We start from the raw sequence: 14163 nt of genomic DNA on the forward strand, positions 1-14163 counted from the left end.
GAACAAGCCCATGCGCATCCTTATGAAATTTCAATCTGTTGGTATAAGCTCCAAGAAACAGGGTCTCCTCTGTTTCTTGGAGCTTTTTTATATGAGACATGAAGAATAGCTATCGAAACGGCGTGGTAACCACCGTGCCGCATTATGCCCTTGACCGCGTGCACCGCATCGGCAGCGCGGTCACCGTACCGGGCGGCAAGGGCATCAATGCCGCCCGGGTACTGCGCGCGCTCTCCGTTCCGGTGCGCTAGGGCCGGATTTGTTGCCGGACACACGGGCCGGCAACTGCTGGATCTGCTGCAGGCCGAAGGGATTGCAGCAGACCACGTGGCAGCCGCGATTGGAGAAACGCGGCTTGCCATCACGGTGCTCGACCCTATGGCGAGCACCCAGACCGAGCTCATCGAGGCGGGCCCCTGCATCGCCGAAGATGAGCTGCACTTCATAAGGAGGCGGGCATCGTAACACTCGCAGATGTGGAGCTGCTTAAGCGGCAGATTAAGGTTCAGCTTATGTAAAGGGATGTTCTAAGCTCGCATGGATCATTTTTCATCATACCTTTGGTTGCGTTCTTTATATCCTTCTATCTTCAAATATAGTAAGGTCGAATTCCATATCCTTTGCGACAGTAAGGGCTGCCTCGATGCTAAGCACCTTCTCAACGAGATATAAGGCCATCGGGATGCCGGTCGAGATACCGCCTGAGGTGATGATGTTTCCATCTTCCACATATTTAACGCTATCTTCAATACGGATATCTCTGTCCTGGTAGGTCATGCGCATCCGCTCCAAGCTCGCTCGAGCTGTGGTCGCACGTTTACCATCCAGGAGACCGGCTTCGGCAAGAACAAAGGCCCCCGTACATACGGAAGCCACCCAGCACGCCTTAAAGGCTTGCTGGCGAATCCATTCAAGAACCTTGTCATTCTGTGCCAGCTTGCGCGTGCCATACCCTCCCGGTACAATCAAGATATCATATTGAGGTGCTGCCTCAAGTCTATAATCTGCCAGGACCTTGAGACCATTTCGAGTTGTGACCTGTCCCCCGTATTGTGAGATTGTCGTCACATGAAAAGGCTCCAACAAGTAATCTTGTCCGCTCGCCTTCGTCGTAGCGACCAGAGAGAACACCTCAAGCGGCCCTGCGAAATCGAGCAGCTCTACATCATCAAATATCAAAATGCCTACTTGTATCGGTTCCACTATCTCTCCCACTCCTCATAAATGAAAATCCTTGTCTATAAATGAAGGGGCATTGTATGCTATGGTAATATTATAGATTGATTTTAACAAAGCGTATAATAATATTCGTTAAGGAAGGTGGATCTGGGATGGAACTGCTGCAAGATCCTTTTGGCCGGATTCACGATTATATACGAATTTCGGTTACGGACCGCTGTAATTTACGCTGTGTTTATTGCATGCCTGAGGAAGGCATGGAATTCGCGCCTCATGAGGACATTATGACTTTTGAAGAGATTACGCAAATTCTTAAGGTGCTTGCACCCATGGGACTTCGTAAAGTCCGATTGACTGGCGGTGAACCCATGGTACGCAAAGATCTGCATAAACTGGTCGCCATGATATCCGTAATCGACGGGATCGAGGATATCGCCCTGACAACGAACGCTATTTTTCTTGAGAAAAAAGCTCAGCTGCTGAAGGACGCCGGTCTGACCCGAATTAATATTAGTCTCGATTCCTTGCGCAAGGACCGTTTCTCCATGATTACACGCGGCGGTGACGTGAACAAAGTGCTACGAGGCATTGAAGCTGCCCAAGCGGCTGGGCTTGATCCCATCAAGCTGAACGTCGTACTGATGAAGGGTATCAATGACGACGAGATCAAGGATTTCATTGCGCTGACCAAGGATGCTCCGCTTCATGTCAGATTTATCGAATATATGCCGATTGGACATGCCAATGATTCATGGCGCAAATCCTACTTGCCGCTGTCTACGGTACTGAATGCCTGTACGGAAGAGGGCTGGGAAGTAGAGGATACATCGGGTCCGAACGGTAATGGCCCTTCCGAATATCGCAAGCTTCGGGGAGCCCAGGGCACCTTTGGCCTGATCCACCCCATCAGCGATCACTTCTGTGATAACTGCAACCGGCTGCGTATAACAGCAGATGGTCATATCAAAGCCTGTCTCTACTGGTCTGATGAATATAATGTCCGTAAAGTGGCCGGAGATCAAGAGGCGACGGCTGCGTTATTTCTGAAGGCACTCGGCAACAAGCCGAAGAACCACGAGATGGCGCTCGCCCTGGAGCAGCAGGCACAGAGCCATACACCGACAGTTCGACGAATGTCCCAAATTGGCGGATAAATAGAGCAAGGGATGGTCTTATCGACCATCCTTTTTTTGATCATCTTAATTAACATTGAATCCATTTCATAACTTATCGAGCAGATATGAAATGGATTCGGCTGAAGTTGTAATTTGTTGGAGCCTCTAGACAATCTTGTACAGCATATACAACGCCAGCAATGCCATGGTTAGTGAAGAGGCTTTATTCATATAAAATGATAGTTTACCTCTCTCATCCCATCTGCCTATGAGTCTCCCTGCTGCAGACAGCAGAATGAACCACATCCACGAAACAAGAATCGTCACAATCGTAAACGTCATTCGCTCAGTCCCCTCATACTCCAGAGAATTCGTGCCGATTACTCCCAGAATATCGATAATGGCATGCGGATTAAGAATAGATACGGACAGCGCAAACAGGATTTGTCTGCGAAACGACAAAGCTCTTCTCTCGGCCCCCTGCCTGCTGTCTGCCCGCCATAGCGTCCAGGCCATGTATAATAGAAACATGCAGCCCCCAATATAAATGAACTCGGTGAGCCCCTCTCGACCCGCCAAGATGACGGACAAGCCTCCAACCGAAAGAATAATAAGGATGGTATCACACAGCGCTGCAGTGATGACCGAAGGCAATGCGTAGATCCATTTCGGCTGGGTTGCTCCCTGGTTAAAGATGAATAAATTCTGAGCTCCCAGCGGTAATATGAGCCCAAATGCCAATAACACCGCATGGATAATGACTTCCTGCATCATTTCAATTGTTCTCCTGCCCTTCTCTTGTCTGATTCTCATTCATCCTACAGCACCACTGCTGAATTGTACCCAGCCATTTGGTTGATGCTATACCCAGCCAAATGATATAGTTACACATCATATATGACGAAAGGAGCCTGCTCCCTTATGAGATTACAGGATATCCATTGGCAGCCCGACCCCGAGCTACCCATCCCGCTGTATCAGCAGATTGAACAATATATCAAAGAAAAGATCATGCAGGGTGAGTGGACAAAGGGCATTCGGCTGCCCTCTCAAAGGGCACTGGCCGTATCCTTCAAGGTCAACCGGAGCACCATTATCGCTGCACTGGATGAGCTTCGGGCCAGCGGTTTCATCGAAGGAAATTACGGCGGAGGGACGTTCGTATCACGGGCAGGCTGGAATGGGATGCCTGTGACGATTCCAGATTGGGAGGATTACGCAGAGAGCGGCACACATTATCCTAACCTTCCTGAAGTACAGGAGATCAATGATACTGAATTTAGTACCCGTATAAATCGACTCGGCACAGGGGAATTGTCATCCGAACTTCTTCCGCACGCCGAATTCAGTAAAATCTACGCAGAGCTGGCCAGACGACCGGCTCATCATTTGGGATATCTTGAGCCGCTAGGCTCCCCAGGGCTCCGTGAGGCGATATCCTCCCATTTGGCGGCACAAGGCATCTCGGCTTCCCCTGACTCCATTCTCGTCGTGTCCGGCTCCATTCAAGCGATGCAGCTCATTGCGATCGGGCTTCTGCCAAGGAGTGCTTCAATACTGGTTGAGAAGCCCTCCTATCTGTACTCGATCCATCCTTTTCAGTCTGCAGGTGTACGCATGATTGGCATGCCGATGGACCATGAAGGCTTGAGAGCAGATCGTGTACAGCATTATGTGCAGCAATATCACCCTTCCCTGCTCTATACGATACCTTCCTTTCAAAACCCGACAGGAACGGTGATGAGCGCGGCTAGACGCAGCCAATTAATGAATATAGTTCAGAATACAGGGCTCCCTATATTGGAGGATAGCGCCTATAGCGAGCTATGGTTTGATACAGCGCCTCCCCATTCGCTCAAAGCACTCGATCCTGGCGGTTATGTCCTTCATATGGGAACATTGTCTAAGACCGTGAGCCCAGGTCTGCGAATCGGATGGGTTACGGGCCCCTTGCCGGTTATTAAACGTTTGGCTGATCTAAAAATGCAAACCGACTATGGTGCAAGCAGCCTCGCACAGGATGCTGCCGAACTGTGGCTTAGAGAAGGATATCATGATGTCCATTTACATCGAATTCGAATGGGGCTTAGGCACAGGCGAGACTATGTTCTAGAGCTATTGCAGCTGCATTTTGCAGGCTTGGCAGAATGGAATGTCCCCCAAGGGGGATTTTATATGTGGATTAGACTCAGCAGTGGTATCCGTTCAGACAAACTGTTCCGAAGAGCGCTCGCTGAGAGGATTCTTATCAATCCCGGAAATATATATGACCGAATGGAGCAGGATTATATCCGCTTGTCCTACGCTTTTGCATCGCTCTCCGAAATTCAAACAGGAATCGTAACGCTGGCCCGAATTATGCGAGAGCTTGCTGTATCCTGATGAATGATCATGCGATTCTGATGGCTTTCGAAAATGTAGCTGCTTGCTATTCCTCGTTAAAAATCTTAAAATAAGGTGAATCAATTCCATTAACTGGTTTTATGAAATTGACTCAGTGTAATATGAATTATGGTGCTCGTCTCATAAGCTGAGCAATCTGGCTGAATTCCAAGCAAAAATACAAAGCGGAGGGATTAACAATGACTATTGCACATCTACAAGATACCGTCACACTTAATAATGGAGTTAACATGCCGCAGTTTGGATTGGGTGTATGGAAGGTAAAGGAAGGCGATGAAGCCTATAATGCGGTTAAGCATGCGATTACACACGGTTACCGTGCCATTGATACCGCTGCAGCTTACAAGAACGAGGAAAGCGTTGGCCAAGCCATCAAGGATTCAGGCGTTCCTCGTGAAGAGTTGTTTATTACAACTAAAGTATGGAACAGCGACCAAGGCTACGAATCCACGCTGCGTGCGTTCGATGAGAGCCTCGCGAAGCTCGGACTTGATTACCTTGATCTTTACCTCATTCACTGGCCGGTAGCTGGCAAATATAAAGATACATGGAAGGCGCTGGAGAAGCTCTATGCGGATGGCAAAGTGCGTGCCATCGGCGTCTGCAACTTCCATATCCACCATCTGGAGGACCTGCTCGCGGATGCCACTGTTGTTCCAGCGGTCAATCAGGTTGAATTTCATCCACAGCTCTCCCAAGAGCCGCTGCGTGCATTCTGCAAAGCACAGGGCATTCTGTTTGAGGGATGGTCTCCGCTTGGCAACGGTAAGCTGCTGGATAACACTACGATCAAAGTCATCGCTGATAAATATAATAAATCGGTAGCTCAGGTCATTCTGCGCTGGCATATTCAAAATGACGCCATCACGATTCCTAAATCCGTTACTCCAAGCAGGATCGAAGAGAATGCGGATATTTTCGATTTCGAGCTGTCTGTCATGGATATGGACACGATTAACGGACTTAACAAAAATGAACGTTTTGGTTCCGATCCAGACAACTTCAATTTCTAAAGCGTAAGAAGATTCTAATATGAACAATAAGAGAAGGGGGATTCCATCACGAATCTCCCTTCTCTTCTCGCTATACCTTAATTATTTCAAAAATAATAGGAGGAGGTCGAACCATAAAGCATCTGATCATTTATGCGCATCCCGTTCAAGACAGCTTTAATCATTGATATGCCAGACGGTGAAGCAGAAGCTGAGTAACGGGGACACGCGGCTGTCCTGCGAGATCTGTATGCACTAAATTTCGACCTTGTCGCAGAAGATCAAAAGGAGCAGATTCTAGAGCAAATTAAGGCTGAATTGTCTACTAAATTCCCTTCAGACCATAGCGCTTCTTGATTCGCTCATAATCCTCCTTCTGATTCATATTTACAAACATCTCAGATACCCTAGGCGCCGTCCATGGAAGTCCAGCGTTTACTGACAGCTCATGCTCTGTAATGTATCTAACGCTGATCTGAGAGAGAATATCCATGACCCTTCTCTTACCCGCCTCAAGCTGCTGCTCAAGTATAGGAATGACGCTATCCTGGTACATTGCAATCAAGGGATGGGTCTGCCCTTCAATTACAGGGACGATGGCCTGACAGCAGGAGTTCTCCTGCTGCTCTGCATATTTGATTAATGCCTTGAACAGCTCTGAGCGGACAAGCGGAGTATCACATGGAACAGACAAGCTCCAGCCTCCGGCCCCAGAGGGGCGGGCGCCCCGGTTTGCTGTCAGGCCTGCATGCAATCCTGCAAGCGGGCCGCATTCCGGGTATAGATCAACCGCCTGCACATGACCAAGCTCTGCAAATTCTTCCCTATATCCTTTGCCGACAGCAATACTCACAACATCAACGGCTTTAGATAATTCAGAGACGATCACCTGAATGACATTTCCTTCTCCCAGTGGAAGCAGTGCCTTGTCAGTCCCCATTCTGCTGGAGAGCCCGCCTGCCAAAATAATTCCTGAAACCCTCATCCTTCTCACCTGCTTCTCATGAAAATAATTGCAATTGATCAACAAAATGATTGTATCCCCTTACAAGTACATGCTAAAGTGTAATAAAAATGTCTAGGTCCACCTGAAATGAAAGGAATGGCATCCCTTTGCATACATTATCGCAGCTGAAGCTGTATAACTTCTTCGTGTACGGTGCTGTCGCCGTGTTCACCAGCTTTTTCTCAATTTATCTCCAGAATATTGGGTTAACCAAGCTTCAGATCGGAACACTCCTGGCGATCGGCCCTTTCGTGTCACTCTTCGCCAACCCCTTTTGGGGCTTCATGAGCGACCGCTCGCAAAATATCCGCAAGACGGTTCTTCTCATGTTAACAGGGACTTTGTTATTCGTACAAGCTGTATTCCTTGCTCCGACGTATAGCCTTATTTTCGCAGCGATGATCTTTTTCTACTTTTTCCAGAGTCCCTTATTCGCACAAACTAACAGCATGATCCTGGTATACATCGATGGGACTAACCATAAATTTGGCTCGTTCCGCCTATGGGGCTCTCTTGGCTGGGCGTTGACCGCGGTTGCCGCTGGTCCTGTGATGGATCGGCTCGGTGATCGCGGCATATCCATCGTATTCAGTGTGCTGCTGCTGACGGCCATCCTCTTTGCTGCTTTTCTGCCTCAGCTGCAGAGAACCTCCGACGGCCCGGTGGTCAGTATGCGTGGATTCGGTCAAGTGGCGCTTAATCCTTATTTCATGACTTTTATTATTCTCGGCGTTCTGGTCTCCGTTCCTAATGCAATGAACAGTGCTTTCGTCTCGCTGTACATTACTGAGCTTGGAGGAAGCAAGCAGATGGTTGGACTTGCCGTATTTATGTCGTCCATATTGGAAGTGGCGGTGTTCCTCTTATTTGATCGGCTTCTCAAGCGGAAGATGACCGTTATGCTGGGCTGTCTGACCGTGGTCAGCATCCTCTTCGCGGTGCGCTGGGAGCTGATGGCGCTGGCCACAGATCCGCTGCAGATCGCATTAATTCAGCTGCTTCACTCTGTAACGTTCGGGGGATATTTCTACGTAGGCACCCAGCTAACGATGCTCTTCATCCCGAGACCCTACCGCTCATCCGGGCAAGCGCTCTATACACTCTCCTGGGGAGGAGTATCCGGCGTTATTGCAGGAATCTTCGGGGGATTCATGTTCCAGAATTTCGGCGCATCCGTTATGTATCAATACGGAGTCATCCTGTCCGTCATCGGAATCATTGGGTTTGGCATCATGTTTTATATCGTGAAAAAATACGGATACCAGCCTCCTCTGCCTTCCAACTATAAGGTCGGAAACTAAATAATTGTTTACAGCACCCTCATGCCATAGCTTAGGGTGAACCAACTTCACTAACAAAAAAACGCCGTTCTCTGTACGTTAGAGAACGGCGTTTCCTTTGCTTTTGAATTTATCCCGCTTCATGTTTAGTCCAATCCATAAATTCAAAAAGCAACAGTGACCTTAGGGACAATCTGCGGTTGAAGCTTTCATTTGCTGTTGCAAATCATTTACTTCACTCCTTCCATTTTACGCCTTCGGCAAATGGAAGGAGCTCTTCAGCGACACAACCCGGTTAAATACAGGCTTGCCTGGCTCCGAATATTTGGAATCTACATTAAAGTAGCCATGACGGAAGAACTGGAACTTGTCCTGCGGCTTGGCATTCACCATATTCGGCTCGACATAGCCATGAATGATGGTCAGTGAATTCGGGTTCAGCTCATCAAGGAATGACTTAGGTGCTGCCATTGCAGCTTCTTTTTCCTCCTCAAGCTCGGTATCGCTTTCGGGCTCTTCCTTGTTGATCAGCGGCTCGAACAAACGGAATTCCGCAGGAATTGCTTGGCTTGCTTCCACCCAGTGGATCGTACCCTTCACCTTACGGCCGGTAAAGCCGGAGCCGCTCTTCGTTTCAGGGTCATAAGTGCAGTGGATCTCGACAATGTTGCCCTCTTCGTCCTTGATAACATCATTACATTTAATGAAGTAGGCATGCTTCAAACGAACCTCGTTGCCAGGGAACAAGCGGAAATATTTACTCGGCGGGTCCTCCATAAAGTCCTCGCGCTCAATGTAGATTTCGCGGGAGAACGGAATTTGGCGAGTGCCCATCTCCTCATTCTCTTGGTTATTCTCTGCCTCCAGCATTTCGGACTGGCCTTCTGGATAATTCGTAATGACCACCTTGATTGGATCAAGCACAGCCATCGTACGAGGCGCCTTCAGCTTCAAGTCCTCACGGATAAAGTGCTCCAGCATTTGCAGATCGACGAGACCCTGGCTCTTGGAGATCCCTGTTTCATACACGAACTCCCGAAGTGCTTCCGGTGTATAGCCTCTGCGGCGAAGTCCGGAGATCGTCGGCATCCGCGGATCATCCCAGCCATCGACATGCCCTTCGTCCACGAGCAGCTTTAATTTACGTTTACTCGTTACGGTTTGGGCCAGATTGAGACGGCCGAACTCATATTGATGAGGCTCTGCATTCATTTCGCAGTGCTCAATAACCCAATCGTAGAATGGACGCTGATCCTCGAACTCCAAGGAACAGAGGGAGTGGGTCACATTCTCGATCGCATCTTCCAGCGGATGAGCAAAAGCATACATCGGATAAATGCACCACTTGTCTCCGGTATTGTGATGAGTCACATGAGCAATTCGGTATATTACAGGGTCCCGTAGGTTAATGTTTGGGGAAGCCATGTCAATCTTGGCACGCAGCACGCGCTCGCCATCCTTGAATTCGCCATTACGCATCCGTGTGAACAGCTCCAGATTTTCTTCGATGCTGCGATCACGGTATGGACTGTTCTTGCCTGGCTCGGTCAATGTTCCGCGCAGCTCGCGAATTTGGTCAGCACTCAGATCATCGACGTAAGCAAGGCCTTCCTTAATCAAGATAACGGCGGCATTATACATTTGTTCGAAATAATCCGATGCAAACCGTTTTTCCTTCCATTCATAGCCGAGCCATTTCACATCTTCCTGAATGGATTTCACATACTCTTCGTCTTCCTTCGCCGGATTCGTATCATCGAAGCGCAGGTTAGTGCTGCCACCAAATTCTTCGGCAAGCGCAAAATTAATCCAGATCGCTTTGGCATGTCCGATATGTAGATATCCATTCGGCTCCGGCGGGAACCGAGTGACCACTTCCTTCACTTTGCCTGCACGAAGATCCTCGGAGATCACGTTTTTTATAAAATTGGAGGGTGTTAAAGGCTTCTCCACAATTATCAACCTTTCTCTGTCGTAAATTCAATCGACTATATCTTAGTAATCGAATGATGCATAATCCTGATCTATTAAATATACCTGTAACTCCAGCGCTCCGCAATGATTCTCACATACTCAGCACTTCTTTATAGGCGGGAATTCCCCCCTCTCATTATCCCTTGCACCACACGGGCGATACAACGAATAAGGTACATGTCCAGTATGAGAACTGCCAACAGCAGCAGATACCCTGATACAAGAATCACCCAGGACAGCATACTGCTGAGCATGCCGTTCGGAGCGTAAAGAGCTGCCACAATCATAGGAATGAATATGACTACTAATATATTTCCTCTTGTCATCCACAGCATAACCAAAGTGACCAGCATACTAATCATCGACAGCCAGAGCAGTACTTTCGTAGAGGCTCGCATAGGCATATCCGGCACTTCCTCTCAGAATTATATTCATCTTAATTATCGGTAAATGTCATTTTGACGGTTCGCCTAATATAAGGTAGCATGAAGGAAAATGAGGTGTAAAAGGAGTATATCAGATGAAAGCTACCAAATTGCCCAAAGAGCAGAAAGAGCAGATGATTCGTCTAATCCAGCAGCATTTTGAAGCCGAGCGGGGAGAAACCATCGGTGATCTGGCAGCAGACAGCATGCTTGATTTCTTCCTGACATCACTCTCTCCCTATATATATAATCAGGCGCTCAGCGACTGCCGCACACTCGTCAATCAGCGGATGGTATCCATGGAAGACGATATATATGCACTGGAGAAAAAAATCCCGTTATCAAGATGAATCTAATCTTATAAACATTTTAACGCTGCATTTATGATCTATCTATTTTACTCTATGGATGAAAGAAGGTTTGATGATGTTTGCATACAAGGTCGATGAAGATATTGAATTAAGACCGCTGTCACTCGAGCACGCCGGCGCATTATTCAATCTTACAGATCGATCCAGAGAGCGGCTGCGTGAATGGCTGCCATGGGTAGATCAGATTGTAGAAGAACAGCATTCCGTTAATTTTATCAAAAATGCGCTCAAGCAAGGGTCGGACAACGGTGGATTTACCGCCGGCATCTGGGTCAAAGACGAGCTTGCCGGCGTCATCGGCTTTCATGAGATCGACTGGAATAACAGATCTGTGAGCATAGGCTACTGGCTTGGCAAGAATCATGAAGGTCAGGGCCTGATGAGCTCGGCCTGCCGCGCACTTGTTGATTATGCGCTCATTAAGCTTGATTTGAACCGGGTGGAGATCCGCTGCGCTACCGGTAATCACAAGAGCCGTGGAATTCCGGAAAGACTCGGATTTGTCCTGGAGGGTATTGTCCGGGAGGCGGAAAGACTGCCTCATGGTTATGTAAACCATGCCGTTTATGGCATGCTGCAAAGTGAATGGAAGCTGCTCCGTTAGCTAGCTATACTATCTATACTACATAATGAACATGATAAGGCCTGTGCAGACATCCGCACAGGTCTTATATTTTTAATGTGAACTTAAGCTTCCCTTCATCCTGACTTCATCCCGTTTGGTTAAGGTATAGATGTCCCCACATTAGGAAGGGAAGGTATGAACACATGAATAAGACCATGTCGCAATGGGTGATGTCCAGCTCACTTGCGATGACTTTAACGATGGGAATGGCGCTGAATGCAAGTCCATACAGCAATCAAGCGCAGCTAAACTCAGACACGGAGAAAACACAGGCATCAAACAAAAGGATCTCCGCCAAGGTGGAGTTCGGACCTCAGCAGGCTGCTACAGACAATGCACGAAACAAGATATCGGGATAAGCAACACTTAAAATAAGACATAAACAATGAGGCTGTCCTGCTTGTGGACAGCCTCGCTTCATGTTGAATTAGAATTGCTTCCCCTATTGTTGCGTCCTGAAATAGCTATGAAGTAATATATTTACATTCCGTCAGTGAGCGTGACGCGGAGCTCAGCTTCAGGCTGTTCAGTTCGGTACATAAATGCATAAATCTCGAGCTCACTCGCTCCTGTATAATTCTCGTATACATCGATACTTTTGTTCTTCCCATTACCAGCAAAGTCTTGGATGGAAGGGACCCCATACACTTTGTCCTTTCCTTGACCGTAATAGGTCTGGTTAATGCCGCCAAACTTGAGGTCACTGCTTTCTGATTCGATATATAGATTATTATCCTTCGTATAGTAAGTCCAGGTGACCGGATAACCTTCATAATCTTGTGTAAAGCTCTGCTTCTCCTCTGAAATTCCAGTTAACAGCACCGGCTCCTCGCTTCCCTTAAGCTCGTCAGCTCGATGTGCCGCGATTAGAGTTATCGGACTTGCTCCAATAGAGGAGAGCTCGATATCAGGTGATAATTCAAACCGAAGCTCCGATTTGTATTTGTCCTCCTGATAAGCATCAAAGCCCGTGATTCGCTTCCCACCTATATCGAGATGATAATTCAGGTAAGGCACCCTCGTGTACTCCTCTTCATGCTGCAGCACAATACGAATTTGGGTCGGAGTGACAATCATCTCCGTAATTTTACTGCCTCCCGGTATCTCTTCAATGGGAATATCCAGCTGCTTCTTCACTGTGCCGCTCTCCATTTGTTTCTTGGACAAAGAGAAATGAAGAGTCCATTCTCCATCCGATCTATTGACCTCTCGGTCATAGACAAGTCTAAACTCAGTGCCCTCTTCATTTACTTCGGTCGTGTTATAAATTTGCTGTGTCGTGTATTCCTGCTTTAGACCCGGCGTTCCGAATACAGATGGCTCTGCTTCTGCAATGACCTCTCCGCTCCCCTTCCTTGCTTCCAAGCGATACCAGGACCAGTCTTTGTCAGATGGGTCGATTAGAGATACAGAGGATTTCACTAGCAGCTTATCCTCGGATTGCTCGAACGCATTGATGCTGAGGGTGTCAATGCCGTCCTTTTGTACCCAGAAGGTTTGATTACTCTGCTGCTTGGGATCAAAAGCGATGGGATACGATGTGTCCTCTGTCCAGCGGATATTTTTCAGCTCAAAATCCATCTCGGTATTCTGCGTGCTCATGACCCAATCTGTTTCAAAATACCCTTGATACATACCCAGCTCTTCGTTCCAGCGCTGTACGTAATTCCCCTCAATTGGCGTTCCCTTACTATCTACCAGTTGCATGGATTCATAGTAAATATGCTGGCTGTTCCCCTGACCCGGGTTGAGACTGTATAGGAGAACGGTGCGGTTCTCATCTGTAAAAGCGGTATGGACCGTCAAGGTTATTCCGTTCTTAGTCACCGACTGCTCTATACTTTGACCGAGTCCCTGTTCCAGCGCTGTCTGTATACCCGTTCGTGTAGAGAGAACATCCGTCCAATCATAGTTGATTGCAGCGTAGACAGGCGCAGCCGTCAGAGCTACAGCAATGCTCACCGCTATGGCTGCTTTACGCTTCCTCCTGCTTCTAGTGCCTTCCAGCGTTGTATCCTTATCACGAAGCTCTCCACGCTGAATACTCTCAAACATTTGATCAAAATCAGGATAAGAAACGGGGGTACGCTGCACTTCATCTTTCAGCTTTTTCTCAATGGATTCCAAGTGTCTTCTCTCCTTTCATATGAAGCCTATCATTCGTTTCCATGTCCCTTCGGAGCAGCTTCAGCGCCTTGTGAAGCCGGGACTTGACTGTACCTGCAGGAATATGGAGCGTCTCCGCAATCTCCGCTGTAGACATATCACTGCTGTAGCGAAGCGTAACGACAGCCCTTAGCTTGTCTGGAAGCTGGTGAAGCAGCGTGGCATATTCCTCTGCCTCCGCCCGCTCTATTACGATGTCATCCGGGGTCTTGGTTAGTCCGGCTGACTGGTCATGCTGGATTTGCACCAGCTTCTGCTTGTCTCTTTTCGTCTTCTTTTTCTTCAGTACATTTAGACAATGATTCATCGTGATCCGCATGAGCCATGCCTTGATATGCTCTACGCTGCTCCATTGCTGACGAAATACCATTATAAAAATATCGTGGCATGCATCTTCGGCATCCTGTGCATGCTGAAGCATGTAGTAGCATGTTCTGTACACATCTTTATGGTACGAATCAAACAGCTCTCGTTCGGTCAATGACTGCACTCCTCTCTTCACCTGATGCTTTATAGACAATCGAGGGCAAAAATCGGTTCATTTTTCAACTATTCCTAAACTCCTGTTTCTTCTCACCGCAGCAAAAAACCGCCTGCTTCTTACAAAAAGAATCAGACGGTTGCCTA

15 protein-coding genes are annotated in these 14163 nt (G+C 47.9%); 8 read left to right on the forward strand and 7 right to left on the reverse strand.

Annotated features, from left to right (window positions below; genetic code table 11):
- The first annotated feature begins 98 nt into the window (after positions 1-98).
- Complete coding sequence (locus BM415_RS25210) at positions 99-251, forward strand: hypothetical protein (protein WP_170862561.1); 153 nt, start codon at positions 99-101, stop codon at positions 249-251.
- Between the two features lie 322 nt (positions 252-573).
- On the opposite strand, the gene BM415_RS19435 is transcribed toward BM415_RS25210, so the two are convergent.
- Positions 574-1203, reverse strand: a complete 630-nt coding sequence (locus tag BM415_RS19435) for a DJ-1/PfpI family protein (protein ID WP_091160855.1) — start codon at positions 1201-1203, stop codon at positions 574-576.
- 128 nt (positions 1204-1331) lie between these two features.
- Between BM415_RS19435 and moaA the strand changes: the two genes are divergently transcribed.
- Complete coding sequence (moaA, locus tag BM415_RS19440) at positions 1332-2333, forward strand: GTP 3',8-cyclase MoaA (RefSeq protein ID WP_091160857.1); 1002 nt, start codon at positions 1332-1334, stop codon at positions 2331-2333.
- Between the two features lie 126 nt (positions 2334-2459).
- On the opposite strand, the gene BM415_RS19445 is transcribed toward moaA, so the two are convergent.
- The gene (locus tag BM415_RS19445) at positions 2460-3065 is read right to left on the reverse strand and encodes a LysE/ArgO family amino acid transporter (protein WP_091160949.1); all 606 of its coding nucleotides are present in this window, start codon (positions 3063-3065) and stop codon (positions 2460-2462) included.
- Between the two features lie 150 nt (positions 3066-3215).
- Between BM415_RS19445 and BM415_RS19450 the strand changes: the two genes are divergently transcribed.
- Both BM415_RS19450 and BM415_RS19455 read left to right on the forward strand, forming a co-directional pair.
- Positions 3216-4676 (forward strand): aminotransferase-like domain-containing protein, encoded by a 1461-nt coding sequence (locus BM415_RS19450; RefSeq protein ID WP_091160859.1) that lies wholly within the window; start codon positions 3216-3218, stop codon positions 4674-4676.
- A 200-nt stretch (positions 4677-4876) separates the two neighbouring features.
- Positions 4877-5710, forward strand: a complete 834-nt coding sequence (locus tag BM415_RS19455; protein ID WP_091160861.1) for an aldo/keto reductase — start codon at positions 4877-4879, stop codon at positions 5708-5710.
- 304 nt (positions 5711-6014) lie between these two features.
- Here BM415_RS19455 and BM415_RS19460 read toward each other — a convergent pair whose 3' ends face one another.
- Positions 6015-6674: a molybdenum cofactor guanylyltransferase gene (locus BM415_RS19460; RefSeq protein WP_139237025.1), complete on the reverse strand. Its 660-nt coding sequence runs from the start codon at positions 6672-6674 to the stop codon at positions 6015-6017.
- Positions 6675-6802: 128 nt separating this feature from the next.
- On the opposite strand from BM415_RS19460, the gene BM415_RS19465 reads away from it, so the two are divergent.
- Positions 6803-7996, forward strand: a complete 1194-nt coding sequence (locus tag BM415_RS19465) for an MFS transporter (protein WP_244533599.1) — start codon at positions 6803-6805, stop codon at positions 7994-7996.
- A 228-nt stretch (positions 7997-8224) separates the two neighbouring features.
- Here the strand turns inward: BM415_RS19465 and BM415_RS19470 are convergent, their stop codons facing one another.
- Positions 8225-9928: a glutamine--tRNA ligase/YqeY domain fusion protein gene (locus BM415_RS19470; RefSeq protein ID WP_091160866.1), complete on the reverse strand. Its 1704-nt coding sequence runs from the start codon at positions 9926-9928 to the stop codon at positions 8225-8227.
- A gap of 131 nt (positions 9929-10059) precedes the next feature.
- Entirely contained in the window at positions 10060-10353 is a 294-nt protein-coding gene (locus tag BM415_RS19475; RefSeq protein ID WP_091160868.1) for a hypothetical protein, read from the reverse strand.
- A 116-nt stretch (positions 10354-10469) separates the two neighbouring features.
- Between BM415_RS19475 and BM415_RS19480 the strand changes: the two genes are divergently transcribed.
- The 3 genes from BM415_RS19480 to BM415_RS19490 all read left to right on the forward strand — a co-directional run bounded on the left by BM415_RS19480 (position 10470) and on the right by BM415_RS19490 (position 11729).
- On the forward strand, positions 10470-10724 hold the full coding sequence (locus BM415_RS19480; RefSeq protein WP_091160870.1) for a DUF2164 domain-containing protein: 255 nt from the start codon (positions 10470-10472) through the stop codon (positions 10722-10724).
- A gap of 76 nt (positions 10725-10800) precedes the next feature.
- A complete protein-coding gene (locus tag BM415_RS19485) occupies positions 10801-11349 on the forward strand; it encodes a GNAT family N-acetyltransferase (protein ID WP_091160871.1) in 549 nt (182 codons plus the stop codon).
- A 164-nt stretch (positions 11350-11513) separates the two neighbouring features.
- A complete protein-coding gene (locus BM415_RS19490; RefSeq protein ID WP_091160872.1) occupies positions 11514-11729 on the forward strand; it encodes a hypothetical protein in 216 nt (71 codons plus the stop codon).
- A gap of 121 nt (positions 11730-11850) precedes the next feature.
- On the opposite strand, the gene BM415_RS19495 is transcribed toward BM415_RS19490, so the two are convergent.
- Both BM415_RS19495 and BM415_RS19500 read right to left on the reverse strand, forming a co-directional pair.
- Positions 11851-13497, reverse strand: coding sequence for a DUF4179 domain-containing protein (locus BM415_RS19495; protein WP_091160874.1), 1647 nt, complete (start codon positions 13495-13497; stop codon positions 11851-11853).
- Positions 13484-14017: an RNA polymerase sigma factor gene (locus BM415_RS19500; protein WP_091160875.1), complete on the reverse strand. Its 534-nt coding sequence runs from the start codon at positions 14015-14017 to the stop codon at positions 13484-13486. The genes BM415_RS19495 and BM415_RS19500 overlap by 14 nt, the downstream gene beginning before the upstream one ends.
- Positions 14018-14163 lie beyond the last annotated feature (146 nt).

This window comes from Paenibacillus sp. 453mf (assembly GCF_900116105.1).
Classification (GTDB): Bacteria; Bacillota; Bacilli; order Paenibacillales; family Paenibacillaceae; genus Paenibacillus; species Paenibacillus provencensis.